We start from the raw sequence: 17,925 nt of genomic DNA, 5'->3' as shown, positions 1-17,925 counted from the left end.
ACGTTCCCCCTGTTTTGTTTGTTGGCTTGATCATCCCACCACTCTCGCGGGATTGTCAATAAAACAGAGGAATCTAGTGGCTCATCGCCCCTCCGGCGCGTCACATGGCGGACATTATCGACAATTCCGCTGCCGCCGGGACTTCGTCACTTCCCCTCGGCGCGCATGAAATCGAAATCGCAGCCTTCGTCGGCCTGCAGGATGGTTTCGTTGAACAGGTGCGCGTAGCCGCGCTTGGCCCAATCCGGCGTCCCGGCCGTCGCCTGCGCGGCGCGGCGCTTCTCCAGTTCGGCCTCGTCGACGAGCAGATCGATGCTGCGTTTGGCGACATCGAGCCGGATCATGTCGCCGTTCCGCACCAGCGCCAGCGGCCCGCCAACGGCGGACTCGGGCGTGATGTGCAGCACGATGGTGCCGAACGCGGTGCCGCTCATCCGCGCATCCGAGATGCGGACCATGTCCTTGACACCGCCACGCGCGAGCTTCTTCGGAATCGGCAAATAGCCCGCCTCTGGCATTCCCGGCGCACCCTTCGGGCCGGCATTGCGCAACACCAATACATCGTCGGCAGTCACATCGAGCGCGGGATCGTCGACCCGCAGCGTCATGTCCTCGACCGACTCGAAGACCACGGCGCGGCCGGTATGCTGCAACAGCTTGGGGCTCGCCGCCGACTGCTTGATGACGGCGCCGCGCGGCGCGAGGTTGCCGTGCAGGATGGCCATCGCGCCCTCGGCCTTGATCGGGTTCGCCTTGGAGCGGATCGCGTCCTGCCCCGGCACCTCCTCGGCACCGGCGACGATCTCGCGCAGGGTCTGCCCGGTAATGGTTTTGGCCTCGAGATCGAGGAGATCGCCGAGCTGCGCCATCAGCTTCGGCACGCCGCCGGCGTGGTGGAAATGCTCCATGTAGTGCTCGCCCGACGGTTTTAAGTCGACCAGCACCGGCACCTCACGGCCGAGCCTGTCGAACGCGGCGAGATCGATCTTGTGCGGCGAGCGGTTGGCGATCGCGGTCAGGTGAATGAGCCCATTGGTCGAGCCGCCGATCGCCTGCATCACGATCTGGGCGTTGCGGAACGAGGACGGCGTCAAAATCTCGCTCGGCTTCGGCCCCTTGATCTTCGCCATCTCGGCCGCGACGCGGCCGCTCGCCTCCGCCAGCCGAAAACGTTCGGCATGCGGCGCCGGGATCGTCGCGCTCATCGGCAGCGACAGGCCGAGCGCCTCGGTGACGCAGGCCATGGTGGAGGCGGTGCCCATCACCATGCAGGTGCCGACCGACGGCGCGAGGCGGCCGTTGACCGCCTCGATCTCGACGTCGTCGATCTCGCCGGCGCGATACTTGCCCCACAGCCTGCGGCAATCGGTGCAGGCGCCGAGCACCTCGCCCTTGTGATGCCCGACCACCATCGGCCCGACCGGGATGACGACGGTCGGCAGATCGGCGCTGACGGCTGCCATGATCTGCGCCGGCAGGGTCTTGTCGCAGCCGCCGATCACGATCACCGAATCCATCGGCTGGGCGCGGATCATCTCCTCGGTGTCCATCGCCATCAGATTGCGCAGATACATCGAGGTCGGATGCGCAAAGCTCTCGGCGATCGAGATCGTCGGGAACACGAACGGCATCGCACCCGACAGCATCACGCCGCGCTTCACCGCTTCGATGATCTGCGGCACGTTGCCGTGGCAGGGATTGTAGTCGCTGTAGGTGTTGGTGATGCCGACGATCGGGCGGTTGAGCGCATCGTCGGAATAGCCCATCGCCTTGATGAAGGCCTTGCGCAGGAACAGCGAGAAGCCGGCGTCACCATAGCTGGTCAGTCCCTTGCGCAGTCCGTCGGCCATTTTCTTGTATCCCGTGATTATCAGCGCGCACTTAAGGAGCGGCACGAATTATTGTCAATACGAGATAATCCCGCCGCGCCAGGCGCCTGATCTGCGGCAAATTCACCCCCATTATTGACAATAACCGTGGCGCTATGGTGTCGTCCGGCGTCGCTTCGCAAACGGATGGCCATGAAAGCCCAGGCATCACCAGACATCCAGGTCCCCTCGCGCGAAGAGGAACAGGCGGAAGTGATCCGGCGGCTGGAGGAGGACATCATCTTCGGCCGCTTCGCTCCGGGTTTGCGGCTGGTCGAGGACACGCTGATGCAGCGCTACGATGCCAGCCGGCACTTCGTGCGCCAGGCGCTGTTCCAGCTCGAACGCCAGGGCATCGTGCTGCGTGAGAAGAACGTCGGCGCCACCGTGCGGTTCTACTCGGCGGACGAGGTGCGGCAGATCTACGAGGTTCGCGAGATGCTGACGCGCCAGGCGGCGCTGATGATCGCCCTGCCCGCCCCTCGCAACCTGATCGAAGAGCTGAGCGAGTTGCAACGGCAGTACTGCGCCAAAGCCGATGCGCAGGACATGCGCGGCATCCACGAGACCAACGATGCGTTCCACATCGCGCTGTTTGCAGCCTGCGGCAATCCGTACCTGGTCCGCTCGCTGCAGGACTACATGAACCTGACCTTGCCGATGCGCGCGAAGAACCTCGCCGACAACGAGGGCCTCGCACTGTCGCGCCGCCAGCACGAGCTGATGATCGAGCTGCTGAAGGGCCGCGACAGCTGGGCATTGGCGCAGCTCTGCGTCGATCACATGGCGTACAGCAAGGCGGATTATCTCGCCCGCATCGCCAACGACAAAAAGCCGCAATAGCGCGCGATACGCGGCCCCGATCGTGAAGGAGGCGGCGATGCGTCATGTGGTTATCTTGCTCGGGTCGCTCGCCGCGCAACTTGCGCTTAGCGGTGTCAGCGAGGCGGCCGATCCGCGCGCGACGCAACTGAGCTACGAGCCCTGGACCAAGACCTGCCTGACCCAGGCGAGTTGCTTCGTCGGCGCGGCCGCACGCGGCCAATGCGCGCCGTCGGGCGGCACCATCAGTATCTCGCCGCAGAACAGCAAGCGCGCGCTGCTGACGGCGAATGTCGGAACGCGGACCATGCTCGAGGGAACGATCAACCTCCGCATCGATCACGATGAACCGATCCAGATCGCCAAACCGCACTGCTATGCGCTGGGCTGCGGCGGCACATACGAAGGTGATAGCGGGCTGATCGAACGGCTGAAGCACGCGCAGACCATCAGTGTCGAAGCCAAGAATCTGACGGGCCAGACGATCGAACTCTCCTTTCCACTCACGCATTTTGCCGAAGCCTATGACGGGGCCGGAAGCCCGCCCAAAGCGTCCGAGCAAGCATCGAAGGAGTCGCCACGGCAGCACACCGAAGCCGTGAAACAACTCCCCCAATGCGAGAACTGATCACTTCTTCCAATCGATGATCCCGCTCTTGTCGCCGTCGAACTCCATGCTGCAGAACGTGCCGCCCTGGTAGAAGTCGCCGACCGGATCCGGCGGCAGCTTGGCCTGCTCGGCCATCGCGTGCTCGCGAAAATCTTCGCCGCGGCCGGTCGGGCGGTAGCCGAGATCGTAGGCGCGGTGATTGTCCCACCATGAGCGCTCGTTGTAGGAGGCGCCGTAAAACACCTCGAAATGGATGTCGGGATGCTCGAGCCCGATCCGGCACAGCTGCACCAGATCCTCCGGCTTCAGCCAGATCGACAGCCTGCGGTGGTCGAGCGGCGCCTCACCGAAATTGCCGATGCGCAAGCACGTCACCTTGAGCCCGTGCTTGTCGGCATAGAGCGCGCCGAGCGCCTCGCCGAACACCTTGCTCACTCCATAACGGCTGTCCGGCCGCGGCGTCACATCGGTGCCGATGCGGTGATGGCGCGGGTAGAAGCCGACCGCGTGGTTGGACGAGGCGAAGATCACGCGCTTGACGCCCTGCTTGCGCGCCGCCTCGAACAGATTGTAGCAGCCGATGATGTTGGCCTGGTGGATCTGGTCCCAGGATCCTTCGACCGAGTAGCCGCCGAAATGCAAAATGCCGTCGACGCCCTCGCAGATCGCCTCGACCGCTGCGAGATCGGCAAGATCCGCCGCCTTGAATTTTTCGCCGGCGCCGAGATCGGCGGGCTGCTTGATGTCGCTGAGCAACAGGTCCGGATAGATCGGCGGCAGCAACCTGCGCAGGCTCGTGCCGATTCCACCCGCTGCGCCGGTCATCAATATGCGTGCCATTCCGTCCCTCATATGTGCTGTGTGCCGTGACCGAATTGCGGTCGCAGGCCGACAATGATAGCAAACCATGCGCAGAGGAAACACAACAACGAGAACAGCAAATGTCCGATGTCCATTCCGCAGGCTGGCGTCCCGCGACCTATTACCCCGATCCCGCGATCCATGCACTCGACCCGCGCTTCGAGAAATACTGGCTGAAACTCTCCGCCGTGGAACGCATCGCCACCGGCCTGCGCTGGGCCGAAGGCCCGGTCTGGTTCGGCGACGGACGCTATCTGCTGTGCAGCGACATTCCGAACCAGCGCATCCTCAAATGGGAGGAAGAGACCGGCGCGGTCAGCATCTTCCGCAAGCCGTCGAACTTCGCCAACGGCAACACCCGCGATCGCCAGGGCCGCCTGATCACCTGCGAGCACGGCGGCCGCCGCGTGGTGCGCACCGAATATGACGGATCGATTACGGTGCTGATCGATTCCTTCGGCGGCAAGCGGCTGAACTCGCCGAACGATGTCGTGGTGAAATCCGACGGCTCGATCTGGTTCACCGATCCGATCTTCGGCCTGCTTGGCAACTACGAGGGCTACAAGGCCGAGCCCGAGATCGATCCCAACGTCTACCGGCTCGATCCCGAGACCGGCAAGGCCAGCATCGTCGCCGAGGGCGTGCTGGGACCGAACGGGCTTGCCTTCTCGCCCGATGAAAAAATCCTCTATGTCATCGAGTCTCGCGGCGTGCCCAACCGCAAGATCCTCGCCTACGACGTGTCGCCTTCCGGTGAAGAGCTGTCCAACAAGCGCGTGTTTGTCGATGCCGGCCCCGGCACACCGGACGGTTTCCGGCTCGACGTCGACGGCAATCTCTGGTGCGGCTGGGGCATGGGCGATCCCGAGCTCGACGGCGTGGTGGTGTTCGCGCCCGACGGCGTCATGATCGGCCGCATCGCGCTGCCCGAGCGCTGCGCCAATCTCTGCTTCGGCGGGCTGCAGCGCAACCGCCTGTTCATGGCGGCGAGCCAGTCGATCTACGCGCTCTACGTCAACACCCAGGGCGCGCTCGGCGGTTAGTTGCGGCGATCGTAGGATGGGTAGAGCGCAAGCGAAACCCATCATCTCGCCGCGGGTTCGAATTGATGGGTTTCGCTGCGCTCTACCCATCCTACGAATCTCGATGCTCGCCAACCGTCGACAAGGATACAAATTCCCTCTCCAAAACGTCTGACGCCGGAGCGGTGATCCGCCCCGGCGCCAGTTATCGTCTCTCTCGTGGCTCGGCTTACGCGGCGTTGAAGCCGGCGACCGCCTTAGCCTCGAGATATTCTTCCAGACCGTAGCGGCCCCACTCGCGGCCGTTGCCGGACTGCTTGTAGCCGCCGAACGGCGCGCTGCGCTCGTTCGGCACGCCCTGCAGGTTGACGTTGCCGGCACGGATCTGGCGGCCGACGCGACGCGCGCTCTCCACGGTGTCGCCGGTGACATAGCCGGCGAGACCGAACGGCGTGTCGTTGGCGATCTTGACGGCGTCGGCTTCGTCCTTGGCGCCGAGGATGGTCAGCACCGGTCCAAAGATTTCTTCGCGGGCGATCGTCATGTCGTTGGTGACGTCGGCGAAGATGGTCGGACGGACATAGAAGCCCTTATTGACGCCCTCGGGCAGACCCGGACCGCCGGCGACGAGCGTTGCGCCCTCGTCGATGCCCTTCTGGATCAGCGCCTGGATCTTGTCCCACTGGCCGCGGTTGACCACCGGACCGATGTTGGTGTCGGCAGCGCGCGGATCGCCGGCCTTGGTCTTGTCGGCAACGCCCTTCGCGATCGCGGCCACTTCCTTCATCTTGGAGAGCGGCACGATCATGCGCGACGGCGCGTTGCAGGACTGCCCGGAGTTGTTGAACATGTGCATCACGCCGCCGGTCACCGCCTTGGTCAGGTCGGCGCCCTCGAGGATGACGTTCGGCGACTTGCCGCCGAGTTCCTGGCTGACGCGCTTCACGGTCGGCGCAGCGCGCTTGGCGACGTCGACGCCGGCGCGGGTCGAGCCGGTGAACGAGATCATGTCGATGTCCGGGTGCTCGCTCATCGCAGCGCCGACCTCCGGGCCGAGGCCGTTGAGCAGGTTGAACACGCCCTTCGGCACGCCGGCTTCATGGAGGATTTCCGCGAAGATCAGCGCCGAGGTCGGGGTGAACTCGGAGGGCTTGAGGATCATGGTGCAGCCGGCGGCGAGCGCGGGCGCGACCTTGCAGGCGATCTGGTTGAGCGGCCAGTTCCAGGGCGTGATCATGCCGACGACGCCGACCGGCTCGCGCACGATCACGGCGGTGCCCATGGTCTCCTCGAACTCGTACTTCTTGAGCACTTCGAGGGTGTTCATGAGATGGCCGAGGCCGGCGCCGGCCTGCAGCTTCTCGGCCATCGGCAGCGGCGCGCCCATCTCGTCGGAGACGGCGGCGCCGATCTCCTTCATGCGGCCCTTGTAGACCTCGATCACCTTGGTGAGCAGCGCGATGCGCTCCTCGCGGCTGGTCTGGGAATAGGTTTCGAACGCGCGTTTGGCGGCGGCGACCGCCTTGTCGAGATCGGCTTTCGAGCCGAGCGCAACCTCATACATCGCCTCTTCAGTCGCCGGATTGACGACCGGGGTGGACTTCTTGACGACCGGATCGACCCAGGCGCCATCGATGTAGAATTGCATGCGATTGACCATCGGAAACCTCTTGTACGGGGCGTATGGAAAAGGGAACGGAAGCGTTCGGCAGGCATCCTTGCACGAAAGCCCGGCGAATTGAACCCGCCATGTGCGGGACGCGGCTCGTGCGCGCCAGACGGATATAAGGCCTCGGCCGCGCAGGTGGCAAGGCTCGCCACCTAACGCACCCTCCCCTGGAGGGCAGGGCGATCGCATATGGCAATTCCCGAGTCTCTTCCGATGCTTGGCTTGGCGCGGCACGCGCTCGACCTGAATAGGCCGTGGAATCGGATGGAGAACAAATCGGAATCGGAGCGCGAATGGCGGACACGTTCACTCGACCCACCCTTCGCAGAACTATCGATTCCACGCGGGTTTCTTTCATATGCGATAGCCCTGCCCTGGAGGGGGAGGGTCGGTTTCGCATCGAGCGAAGCAAGATGCGAAGCGGGGTGGGGTGAAGGTCTCTCCTCATCCAACAGTATCCGGGTGGAGAGATCACCCCACCCCGTCGCGCATTGCGCTGCGCTTCATGCGCAACGACCCAAGAGCGAGCTTCGCTCGTCTCGACCCCTCCTGGGGAGGGTGAAACCAAATACCTACACCGCCATCTTGCGATGCCGCACCGGCGCACCGACCGAGAGCCCCTCCGCCGCATCGATGATGCCGTTGGCGTCGATGCCGTAGTGGCGGTAGAGGTCGCCGATGGTGCCAGTCTGGCCGAAATGCTCGACCCCGAGCGCCTCGACCCGATGGCCGCGCACGCTGCCGAGCCAGCCGAGCGAGGCCGGGTGGCCGTCGAGCACGGTCACGATGCCGCAGTCGCGGCCGAGCGGCGCCAGCATCCGCTCGATATGACTCAAATGCTGCACGCCGCGGCGATCGCGGCGCAAATTCCGTGCGGCGGACCATCCGGCATAGAGCCGGTCGGCGGAGGTGACCGCGAGCAGACCGACATCGCGGTGGCTCTCGCCGATCAGCCCGACCGCCTCGATCGCCTCGGGCGCGACGGTACCGGTATAGGCAATCACCAGATCGCAATTCGGCCCCGGCTTGCGCATCCAATAGGCGCCATCGGTGATGTCGCGCTGCAGGTCCGGCGTCATGATCCGCGTCGGCTGTTCCAGCGTGCGGGTCGAGAGCCGCAAGTAAACCGAGCCGCCCTCGGCCCCCTCGCGCTGCATGTGGCCAAAACCGAAAGCCATGATCACCGCGAGTTCATCGACGAAGGCCGGATCGAACGAGGCGAGCCCGTCCTGGCCGAGGCCGATCAAAGGAGTCTTGATCGACTGATGCGCGCCGCCCTCCGGCGCCAGCGAGATGCCCGACGGCGTCGCCGCCACCATGAAGCGCGCATCCTGATAGCAGGCGTAATTGAGCGCATCGAGGCCGCGCTCGATGAAGGGATCGTACAGCGTGCCAACCGGCAATAGCCGCGCGCCGTTGATCTGGTGCGACAGGCCGAGCGCCGACAGCATGATGAACAGGTTCATCTCGGCGATGCCGAGCTCGATGTGCTGGCCCTTCGGCGAATATTCCCAGGTGTAGGCCGACGGGATCTTCTCCTGCCGGAACAGATCGTGGTTCTCCGCTTTCGCAAACAGGCCGCGGCGGTTGACCCAGGCGCCGAGATTGGTCGACACCGTAACGTCGGGCGACGCGGTGACGATGCGCGAGGCCAGCGCGCTGTCGCCCTTGGCCAGTTCGTGCAGGATCAGACCAAACCCCTGCTGCGTCGACATCTGCGCCGAAGCCTTGAACGCGAGCCGCTCCGGCACGTCGATTTCAGGCGCCGACAGGCGGCGGCGCCCCTCGCGGTTGAACGGCGCTTCCGCCAGGAACGCTTCCAGCTTCGCGGTGTCCTGCGCCAGGCCCTCGAACTTGTCCCACTCGTGACCCGGGCGGATGTTCTGCGCGGCGCGCCACTTCTCCATCTGCGCCACCGTCATCAGGCCGGCGTGATTGTCCTTGTGGCCCTGCATCGGCAGGCCGACGCCCTTGATCGTGTAGGCGATGAAGCAGACCGGACGGTCATGATCGATCGATTCAAAGGCCTCGATCATGCTCGCCATGTCGTGGCCGCCGAGGTTCGACATCAGCGCCAGCAGCTCATCGTCGCTGCGGCGGTCGATCAGCGCGGTGACCGGACCCTGGTCGCCGATGTCATCATGCAGATGTTTTCTGAACGCCGCGCCGCCCTGGAAGCAGAGCGCGGCGTACATCTGGTTCGGGCAGTTGTCGATCCAGCGCCGCAGCGCCTCGCCGCCCGGCTCGGCGAACGCCTCCAGCATCAGCTTGCCGTATTTCACGATCACCACGTCCCAGCCGAAATTGCGGAACATGGTCTCGAACTTCGACCACAGCCCTTCGCGCACCACGGCGTCGAGCGACTGCCTGTTGTAGTCGACCACCCACCAGGTGTTGCGCAGCGCGTGCTTCCAGCCCTCGAGCAGCGCCTCAAAAATGTTGCCCTCGTCCATCTCGGCGTCGCCGACCAGCGCGATCATGCGGCCCTCGGGCCGGTCGGCCATCCAACCGTGCGCCTTGACGTAGTCCTGCACCAGCGAGGCGAACAGCGTCTGCGCCACCCCGAGGCCGACCGAGCCGGTGGAGAAATCGACGTCGTCGACGTCCTTGGTGCGCGACGGATAGGACTGCGCGCCCTTGTAGCCGCGAAAATTCTCCAACTTGTCGCGGGTCTGGTGGCCGTACAGGTACTGGATGGCGTGGAACACCGGGCTCGCATGCGGCTTCACCGCGACGCGGTCCTGCGGCCGCAGCACCGAGAAATACAGCGCCGACATGATGTTGGCGAGCGAGGCGGATGACGCCTGGTGGCCGCCGACCTTCAGCCCGTCGCTGTTGGCGCGGACATGGTTGGCGTGGTGGATGGTCCACGACGACAGCCACAGCACTTTGCGGGCCAAGGCGGACAGCATTTCGAGGCGTTCGGGCGCGATTGCCATGGCGGTGCTCCGGGGCGATATGCCGGATGTTACTGCCGCGCGGGCCGGCGAAAATCTCAATTCCACGCGACAGCACAGGAAAAATTGGGATAAATTCCCACGATCTGGCCCTCACCCGTGAGTTCATTCCAATGCCTGCCCTCGATGCCATCGACCGCAAGATCCTGAGTCTGCTGCAGACCGACAGCCGCCTGACCATGCAGGAACTCGCCGACAAGGTCGGCCTGTCGGTGTCGCCCTGCCACCGCCGCGTCAAGCTGCTCGAGGAACGCGGCGTGATCTCGCGGTACATCGCGACGGTGGATCAGAAATCGCTCGGACTGCATGTCTCGGTCTTCATCTCGATCAAGCTGGCGCGGCAGAAGGAAGAGGACTTGAATCGCTTCGCCCGCGCGATCTCCAAATGGGACGAGGTGCTGGAGTGCTACCTGATGACCGGCAACCGCGACTATCTCCTGCGCGTCGTCGCCGCCGACCTCTCCTCCTATGAAGCGTTCCTGAAAAACAAGCTGACGCGGCTCGACGGCATCGCCTCGATCGAGTCGAGCTTTGCGCTGAGCCAGGTGAAGTACTCGACCGCGCTGCCGGTGTAGGGGTGGCTCGTCGAGCTTCGCAGCTAAACCCGTCATCCTGAGGTGCTCGCCTCTTCGGCGAGCCTCGAAGGGTCGACGGCCACCAGCCGGGCCGATTCATCCTTCGAGGCTCGCAAGAGCTCGCACCTCAGGATGACGGAGTGAGGTTGTGCATCCGCATTCTCGCGACATGATTTGTCCGAGCTTTGCATTTCGTTTCGCCGCTCTGAGATCAGAGGGCGCAGGGAAAGCCGGGTGCCGGTTCGCACCCATGGGCCCGGTGCAACAAAAAAGCACCGGGGTAGGACCACAGGTGTAACCGGAAACAACCCGGCTTTCCCTGCGCGATGGGTTACGGCTTATACGTGCTCTCCCCGGCGAGACTGGGCTTTTTTGTCACCGCTTTCGCAAAAACGCTTTCGCGCTTTGCGAGAGGACACCTGCCACTAGGGCGTCAGGCCTGCACGACTTCACCGTCCGCCTCGCATGCTGTCGTCACTGACATGCGAACCGTCCACCGCATCCCACCGCAACACTATGACGATGCGCAGCGCCCCTCGATCGGGTGAGACGGACGGATTAGACAGTGAGTTGGGGGGCGGCGTCAAGTGTTATTTCGGAAAATACGAACGCCTCTATCGCCGCCTCTAACCGGCTCTTGTGCAACTCGTGGGCGATAGCGCATGTAAGGGACGCACCGGCGGCGGGGTTCCCTCTCCCCTCTTGTCCGCCGAAGCCTTGGCGAAGGCGGATGCGGGAGAGGGTTAGGGAGAGGGGTGCCACACGACGCGCTCTCGCGCATCGTTGCGCGACGAGGAATTCAATTTGCGAGGACGATAGCCACGTCGGTCAGTTGAGTTCGGGGCTTACCCCTCTCCCCAACCCTCCCCCGCAAGGGGGGAGGGAGCCCGACTAGCGTGCTCACCTCACATTGCGTCGCGCCATCACAGCAGCTTCCGCTGCGCGAGGTTCTTCATCAGCGCGCCGACGCCGAACGTCCACGGTTCGCATTCGTCGCTATTGCGCATGCGGTTGACGAGCTTGCCGAGCTGCGGGGCGGCGATGGTGACGATGTCGTCGCGCTTGTGGGTAAAGCCCTCGCCCTTGGCGTCGCGGTCCTTCACCGGGGCGAACATGGTGCCGAGGAACAGCGCAAAGCCGTCGGGGTATTGATGCACGGGGCCGATGGTCTGGGCGACGAGATCGGTCGGGTCGCGGCTGATCTTTGAGATCGAGGAATGGCCTTCGAGCACAAAGCCGTCGGTGCCCTTCACGGTGAGGCCGACATCCATCTTCCTGACGTCGTCGAGCGCGAAGGTCGCATCGAACAGGCGGAGCAGCGGGCCGATCGCGCAGGAGGCGTTGTTGTCCTTGGCTTTCGACAGCAGCAGCGCCGAGCGGCCCTCGAAGTCGCGCAGATTGACGTCGTTGCCGAGCGCGGCGCCGACGATCTTGCCGCTAGCTGACACGATCAGCACGACCTCCGGCTCCGGGTTGTTCCAGGTCGATTTCGGATGCAGCCCGGCGTCCATGCCGGTGCCGACCGAGGACAGCGTCGGCGCCTTGGTGAACACCTCGGCGTCGGGGCCGATGCCGACCTCGAGATACTGGCTCCAGGCGTTCTGATCGATCAGCACTTGCTTGAGCTTCATCGCCTGCTCGGAGCCCGGCTTCAGTTTTGACAGATCGTCGCCGACCAGGCGCACCACCTCGGCCCGGATCGCCTCCGCCGAAGACGGATTGCCGCGCGCCCGCTCCTCGATCACGCGCTCCAGCATCGAGATCGCGAAGGTAACGCCGGCGGCTTTGAGCACCTGCAGGTCGACCGGCGCCAAGAGATGCGGCTTTGCGCGATCGCGGCTGTCCGGCGGCGTGTTGGCGAGGATCGCCGCGAGGTCGCCGATCCGCTCGCCCTTGACGGCGCGCAGCGCGGCCGCGGGGTCCGCCTCCTCGCACAGTGCGCTCACCGTCGGGAACCGGGCTGTGACGTCGAACACGCCGTCGGTGCGGATCGCGGCGACGGCCGGACCGCGCGCCTCGGGCAGCCAGACTCGCCCGACCAGCGTTCCGCTGGTGCCGTCTGCCGGCAGGACATCTTGTGGCGTGAGCGAAATCATTCGGCTTCTCCCGTTTCTGGTCTTTGAGGCTTGTTAGCACAGTCTCGCGGCGGACGTGAAACACCCGTCATGACAATGTCACACACGGGTAACATCGACCGTCAATGCTCCGGTCCGCTCCATCTAACATACTGAAAGACGGACCTTCATGACCGCCCCCCTCACCGACCAGGCCTTGCGCCCTGACGTCTCGCACGACGAAGCCTTGCACGACGAAGCTCTGCGCGCCCGCATCCATCAGGAGCTTGCCGACAGTCTCGACGAGGAGCTCGAGTTGGAGCTCGACGACGTCAGGCTGGACGAGCTCGAGCACGAGGCGGGACTCGGCCGGCAGGGGCTCGACCGCAAATTTTATTTCCGCGAGCTGCTGCGGCTGCAAGGCGAGCTGGTCAAGCTGCAGGACTGGGTGCAGCACGAGAAGAAGAAGGTGGTGGTGCTGTTCGAGGGCCGCGATTCCGCCGGCAAGGGCGGCGTCATCAAGCGCATCACCCAGCGGCTCAACCCGCGGGTCTGCCGCATCGCGGCGCTGCCGGCGCCAAATGAGCGCGAGCGCACGCAATGGTACTTTCAACGCTACGTCTCGCACCTGCCGGCCGGCGGCGAGATCGTGCTGTTCGACCGCAGCTGGTACAACCGCGCCGGCGTCGAGAAGGTGATGGGGTTCTGCAACGACGAGCAGTATGAGGAATTCTTCAAGTCGGTGCCGGAATTCGAGCGCATGCTGATCCGCTCCGGCACCATCCTGCTGAAATACTGGTTCTCGATCACCGACAACGAGCAGGCGTTCCGCTTCACGATGCGGATCCAGGATCCGCTGAAGCAGTGGAAGCTGAGCCCGATGGACGTCGAGGCCCGCACCCGCTGGGAGCTCTACACCAAGGCCAAGGAGGCGATGCTGGAACGCACCCACCTGCCGGACTCGCCGTGGTGGATCGTCGACGCCGTCGACAAGAAGCGTGCCCGGCTCAACTGCATCTCGCATCTCTTGAGCCAGATCCCCTATCAGCCGGTCACCCACCAGCCGGTGGTGCTGCCGCCGCGGGTGCACAACCCGGATTATCACCGTGGCCCGATCCCGCCGGAGATGTACGTGCCGGGGCGGTATTGAGCGGGGGCGCTCGCCGCGAGCACGCTGCGCTCCCTCGCCCCGTTCTTACGGGGAGAGGGTTGGGGTGAGGGGCCTCCATCCGGCGAGCACTTCATGGCTTGTTGAGGGGCGTGCCATGCCCCTCACCCGGATTGCATCTTCGATGCAATCCGACCTCTCCCCGCAAAGGGCGGGGAGAGGTGACGCGATAGGCATCACGCGCCTACCAATGGCGCAGGCTGATGGTATTGCCGCCCCCTGACACCGACGCTAGGCTTCCCCGATTTGGTGCAGGGAGGCCCACGTGACTCAATCCGACGAAACAAGAATCTCCGAAGACCGCCGCGACGCGCTGCGCTATGCGCTCGGGATCGGCAGCGGCGCGGCGCTGGCGGCGGCGCTGACGACGCCGGCCGCGGCGCAGACGCCGGCCGACAACACGCTGGACCGCATCCGCGCCAACAAGGTGCTGCGGATCGCGGTGCTGCCGGGCGAACTGCCCTATTTCAACAAGGATCTCGCCTCAGGCACCTGGTCCGGCTTCTCGATCGAGATGGCCAACGATTTGGCAAAGCTGCTCGACGTCAAGCTCGAATATGTCGAATCGACCTACGGCAACTCGATCCTCGACCTGCAGGCCAACAAGATCGACCTCGGCTTTGCGCTCAATCCGACGCCGCAGCGGGCGCTGGTGGTCGATTTCACCAGCCTGGTGTTCCCGCATCCGTTCGGCGCCATGCTGAAGAAGGGGCTGGAGGCCAAGACCTGGACCGACATCAACAAGCCGGAGGTCAAGATCGCGGTCGACGTCGGCTCTGCCAACGAGGCGGTAGCACGGCGCTTTGCGCCCAACGCCACCATCAAGTCGCTGAAGTCGCGCGACGAGGTGATGCTGGAAATGTCGTCGGGCCGGGTCGACTGCGTGGTCAACGCGCTGGTGCTCGGGCTGACCGCGATCGCCAAGAACCCGAATCTCGGCACCTACAAGATCCTGCAATCGCCCGCGGTGACGATCGCGAGCGGCACCGCGGTGCGGCGCGAGAGCGACAAGCGCTGGCGCGATTTCCTCTCGGTGTGGATCGACTACAACCGCGGCATCGGCCAGATGCGCGAATGGTTCGTCAAGGGCCTCGGCCTCGCCGGCGTCAAGCCGGAGGACGTGCCGGTGGAATTGAGTATTTGAGGTCGAGGATATCTCCGCTTCACCTCTCCCCGCCCTTTGCGGGGAGAGGTCGGATCGCATCAAAGATGCGATTCGAGTGAGGGGCGAACCACACTGCTCAACAAGCCGCGAACTGCTCGCCGGATAGAGGCCCCTCACCCCAACCCTCTCCCCGCGAAGAGCGGGGAGAGGGGGAAGAGCCACTTACACCTTGTCGTAAGTCAGCCCGCGCTCCAGCCGCCTTGCCGCCAGGGTCGACGGAAACAGGATCGCAAAATAGATCAGCGCCACGATGGTGTAGACCTCGAGAGGCCGATACGTGTCCGCGTTGATCAGCGTCGCGTTGTAGACCAGATCGGGCACCGCGATGATCGACACCAGCGAGGTGTTTTTCAGCTGCGTCACCGACTGGTTGACATAGGGCGCCATCATCGGCTTCAGCGCCTGTGGCAGGATCACGAGCCGCATCAAGCGCCAGCCGCGGAAGCCGAGCGCCTTGGCGGCATCCCACTGCCCGACCGGCACGCTCTCGATCGAGCCGCGCACGATCTCGGCATAGAACGCGCCGCCATAGAGCGACAGCACGCTGACGGCGGCGACATGGGCCGGGATGTTGACGCCGATCACGACCGGGAACGCGTAGTAGAACCAGATGATCTGCACCAGCAGCGGCGTGCAGCGGAAGGTCTCGATATAGGCGATCAGCAGCCAGTCGATCACGGGAATGCGGCGCAGCCGCGCCATGCCGACGATCAGGCCGATCAGCGTGCCGAGGATGATGGTGCCGATCGTGTAGGCGATGGTCCAGCCGAGCCCGAGCCAGAACAGATGGCTGTACTTGGCAAGGATGCCGAAATCCCAGACGTAGTTCATCCTGCCCCTCGGTTATCGACCATTCGCGCGCCGGCGCCGTCCAGCATCGCAGGCAGGCCCGCGCGAGTCACGCGATATACCGGTTTGGCGCAAACGCGCTCACATCGAACGGCGGCGCCTCGCCCGCGATCATTGCCGCGATCGCAGTGCCGGTTCCGGGGCCGGTGGTGAAGCCGATGTGCTGGTTGCCGAACGCCAGCCACAGCCCGCGATGCCGCGGCGCTGCGCCGATCATCGGCAGGCTGTCCGGCAGCGTCGGCCGCGCGCCGCGCCAGCGCTCGCCGACCGCATCGCCGAATTCGACCACGCTGCGCGCCATCGGCACCACCGCCTCGAGCTGGGAAAAATTCGACGGCGCGTCGCGCGCTGCAAGCTCGACGCCGCTGGTGACGCGGATGCCCTGCTCCATCGGCGTCATCAGGAAGCTGCCGTCGGAATCATGGATCGGGCGCAGCAATTTGCGCGCCGGGTTCGGTACGAAATGCTGGTGATAGCCGCGCTCGAACGCCAGCGGCACGCGATAGCCGAGCGGCCGCAGCAGCTCCGCCGACCACGGCCCGAGCGCGACCACGAGATGGCGCGCGGCGATCTCGCCATCGGCAAGCAGCACGCGCCAGCCGCCGCCGTGCGGTTCGATCCGCCTGACCTCGGATTGCCTGACCGCGCCGCCGCCATCCGCGAGCATCTTGGCGTAGGCCTTCACCACCGCGCCGGGCGAATCCACCGATGCGGTCTGGGTGTGCAGCAGGCCGGTGCTGTAGGCCGGGATGATGTTGGGCTCGAGCGCGGAAATGTCCTGGCGGTCGAGCACCTCGCTCTTGATGCCGAATTCGGCGAGCGCCGCCTGCTCGGCCTTGGCGGCCGCAAGGCCGTCGCTGCGCCAGGCCTTCAGCCAGCCGGTCTCGCGGATGCGATGCCCGGCCCCGGCTTGCACGATCCAGTCGCGATGCAGTTTCAGCGAGGCGCCGATCAGCCCGTTGAGCGCAGCCGCGCGCGGTTTTGTCTGCGACGGCGCAGCGCTGGCGAGGAAACGGATCACCCAGCCGGCGTTGGCGATCGCCCACGGGAGATTCCAGCGCAACGCCGGATGCGTGTTGCTGAGGTATTTCGGCAGGTTCTTCCAGAGCGCAGGCGTGTTGAGCGGCAGGATCGAGCCTGACGAAATGATGCCGGCATTGCCGTAGGAGGTTTCGCTGCCGGGCTCGCGGCGATCGACGATGCTGACGGAGAGACCGCGCTGCCGCGCCGCAAGTGCCGCGGAGACGCCGACCATGCCGGCGCCGAGCACGATCACGTCCGTCTGTTGTCCTGCTGTGCCCTCGCCCATGCCGATCACATCAGGGTCAGGCCGCCATCGACCGGCAGCGTGGCGCCGGTGACGTGGCCGGCTTCCGCCGACAACAGGAAGGCGACGACGGCGGCGACCTCGTCGGGCTCGGCCAGCCGCTGCATCGGATTGGCCTTTGCGACGCGCTCCCAGGTCGCTGTATCGAGCGCGCCGAACAGGCCGGGATCCTTGCGGGTGTAGCCGGGCATCACGGCATTCGCGGTGGCGCCGGACGCGGCGAGCTCGATCGCCAGCGATTTCACCAGCACCTCGAGCGCGGCTTTTGCCGCGGCCGAGGCCGGATAGGTGGCCCCTCGCAGGAAGCGATGCGGCCCGAAGCTACTGACCGCGACGACGCGACCGCTCGCGCTGCGCGTGAGATCCGGCAGCGCAGCCGCGGTGATCTCGTGGAACGCCGCAGCCATCACCGCGAAGGCGCGCTCCAACGCGGCGCGCGGCAAACTGGCGAATTCGCGGCGGTCGGCAAAGCCGGCCGCGTGCACGATCGCATCGACCGGTCCGAACGCGGCGCGCGCGGCGTCGACCAGCGCCGCGCCTGTGCCGGCCTCGGCGAGATCGCCGGTGCTGATCTCGACCGTGGCGCCCTTGCCGCGGCATTGCTCGGCCACCGCATCGAGCCGCTCGCGCCCGGCGGCGTCCGCGCCCTGGCCATGCAGCACCAGACATTGATCCGATGCGGCGAGCCGGCGCGCAATCGCGGCGCCAATGCCGGAGCCGCCGCCTGTGATGATCGAAACGCGCATGAGGTGACGTGAGTGGAGTTCAGAGGATGGAGAACTATAGGTGCGGTGTCGTGAAATGCAAATTGCGCGCCGTTCGGCACAAGAGCCGTGATCGAAAGCCAGGACCAGCAGCAAGACCAGCAGCACGGCGAGGAGCTATGCCGCAGCGAACTGTCAGCCATCACCGCAGAGCCGTCATGGCGCGCGCCTCACCCCTCGACACCGCCCGGATTGTCATGTCGAATATTGCAGT

General features: G+C 65.1%; 14 protein-coding genes. 6 read left to right on the top strand and 8 right to left on the bottom strand.

Going from position 1 to position 17,925, the window contains the following annotated elements; translation table 11 throughout:
* Nucleotides 1-146: 146 nt before the first annotated feature.
* Nucleotides 147-1,850, bottom strand: coding sequence for an IlvD/Edd family dehydratase (locus XH93_RS14130; RefSeq protein WP_194473981.1), 1,704 nt, complete (start codon nucleotides 1,848-1,850; stop codon nucleotides 147-149).
* A 171-nt stretch (nucleotides 1,851-2,021) separates the two neighbouring features.
* Here XH93_RS14130 and XH93_RS14125 point away from each other — a divergent pair, with 171 nt between their 5' ends.
* Nucleotides 2,022-2,711, top strand: coding sequence for a GntR family transcriptional regulator (locus XH93_RS14125; protein ID WP_194473980.1), 690 nt, complete (start codon nucleotides 2,022-2,024; stop codon nucleotides 2,709-2,711).
* Between the two features lie 22 nt (nucleotides 2,712-2,733).
* Nucleotides 2,734-3,318, top strand: a complete 585-nt coding sequence (locus XH93_RS14120; protein WP_194473979.1) for an invasion associated locus B family protein — start codon at nucleotides 2,734-2,736, stop codon at nucleotides 3,316-3,318.
* Here XH93_RS14120 and XH93_RS14115 read toward each other — a convergent pair whose 3' ends face one another.
* Nucleotides 3,319-4,140, bottom strand: coding sequence for an NAD(P)-dependent oxidoreductase (locus XH93_RS14115; RefSeq protein WP_194473978.1), 822 nt, complete (start codon nucleotides 4,138-4,140; stop codon nucleotides 3,319-3,321).
* A gap of 101 nt (nucleotides 4,141-4,241) precedes the next feature.
* Here XH93_RS14115 and XH93_RS14110 point away from each other — a divergent pair, with 101 nt between their 5' ends.
* Complete coding sequence (locus XH93_RS14110) at nucleotides 4,242-5,204, top strand: SMP-30/gluconolactonase/LRE family protein (protein ID WP_194473977.1); 963 nt, start codon at nucleotides 4,242-4,244, stop codon at nucleotides 5,202-5,204.
* Nucleotides 5,205-5,412: 208 nt separating this feature from the next.
* On the opposite strand, the gene XH93_RS14105 is transcribed toward XH93_RS14110, so the two are convergent.
* Together XH93_RS14105 and XH93_RS14100 are read right to left on the bottom strand one after the other, a co-directional pair.
* Complete coding sequence (locus XH93_RS14105; protein WP_194473976.1) at nucleotides 5,413-6,843, bottom strand: aldehyde dehydrogenase family protein; 1,431 nt, start codon at nucleotides 6,841-6,843, stop codon at nucleotides 5,413-5,415.
* 581 nt (nucleotides 6,844-7,424) lie between these two features.
* Nucleotides 7,425-9,791: a transketolase gene (locus tag XH93_RS14100; RefSeq protein ID WP_194473975.1), complete on the bottom strand. Its 2,367-nt coding sequence runs from the start codon at nucleotides 9,789-9,791 to the stop codon at nucleotides 7,425-7,427.
* 131 nt (nucleotides 9,792-9,922) lie between these two features.
* On the opposite strand from XH93_RS14100, the gene XH93_RS14095 reads away from it, so the two are divergent.
* Nucleotides 9,923-10,384 carry an Lrp/AsnC family transcriptional regulator gene (locus XH93_RS14095; RefSeq protein ID WP_139481877.1) on the top strand — a complete coding sequence of 154 codons (462 nt, stop codon included), beginning with the start codon at nucleotides 9,923-9,925 and terminating at the stop codon, nucleotides 10,382-10,384.
* A gap of 923 nt (nucleotides 10,385-11,307) precedes the next feature.
* Here XH93_RS14095 and XH93_RS14090 read toward each other — a convergent pair.
* Nucleotides 11,308-12,480, bottom strand: a complete 1,173-nt coding sequence (locus XH93_RS14090; RefSeq protein ID WP_194473974.1) for a fumarylacetoacetate hydrolase family protein — start codon at nucleotides 12,478-12,480, stop codon at nucleotides 11,308-11,310.
* A 148-nt stretch (nucleotides 12,481-12,628) separates the two neighbouring features.
* Between XH93_RS14090 and ppk2 the strand changes: the two genes are divergently transcribed.
* Nucleotides 12,629-13,588 (top strand): polyphosphate kinase 2, encoded by a 960-nt coding sequence (ppk2, locus tag XH93_RS14085; RefSeq protein ID WP_246799616.1) that lies wholly within the window; start codon nucleotides 12,629-12,631, stop codon nucleotides 13,586-13,588.
* 283 nt (nucleotides 13,589-13,871) lie between these two features.
* On the top strand, nucleotides 13,872-14,750 hold the full coding sequence (locus XH93_RS14080; protein ID WP_194473973.1) for a transporter substrate-binding domain-containing protein: 879 nt from the start codon (nucleotides 13,872-13,874) through the stop codon (nucleotides 14,748-14,750).
* A gap of 183 nt (nucleotides 14,751-14,933) precedes the next feature.
* Here XH93_RS14080 and XH93_RS14075 read toward each other — a convergent pair whose 3' ends face one another.
* The 3 genes from XH93_RS14075 to XH93_RS14065 form a co-directional block, all read right to left on the bottom strand.
* Nucleotides 14,934-15,602 (bottom strand): amino acid ABC transporter permease, encoded by a 669-nt coding sequence (locus XH93_RS14075; protein WP_194473972.1) that lies wholly within the window; start codon nucleotides 15,600-15,602, stop codon nucleotides 14,934-14,936.
* Between the two features lie 67 nt (nucleotides 15,603-15,669).
* Nucleotides 15,670-16,929 carry an FAD-binding oxidoreductase gene (locus tag XH93_RS14070; protein WP_194473971.1) on the bottom strand — a complete coding sequence of 420 codons (1,260 nt, stop codon included), beginning with the start codon at nucleotides 16,927-16,929 and terminating at the stop codon, nucleotides 15,670-15,672.
* Nucleotides 16,930-16,934: 5 nt separating this feature from the next.
* On the bottom strand, nucleotides 16,935-17,693 hold the full coding sequence (locus XH93_RS14065; protein WP_194473970.1) for an SDR family NAD(P)-dependent oxidoreductase: 759 nt from the start codon (nucleotides 17,691-17,693) through the stop codon (nucleotides 16,935-16,937).
* Nucleotides 17,694-17,925 lie beyond the last annotated feature (232 nt).

Origin of the sequence: Bradyrhizobium sp. CCBAU 51753, assembly GCF_015291565.1 — a bacterium.
Taxonomy (GTDB): Bacteria; Pseudomonadota; Alphaproteobacteria; order Rhizobiales; family Xanthobacteraceae; genus Bradyrhizobium; species Bradyrhizobium ivorense.
Note: the sequence above shows the minus strand (reverse complement) of the source record. Positions and strands in the feature narration are given on the sequence as shown.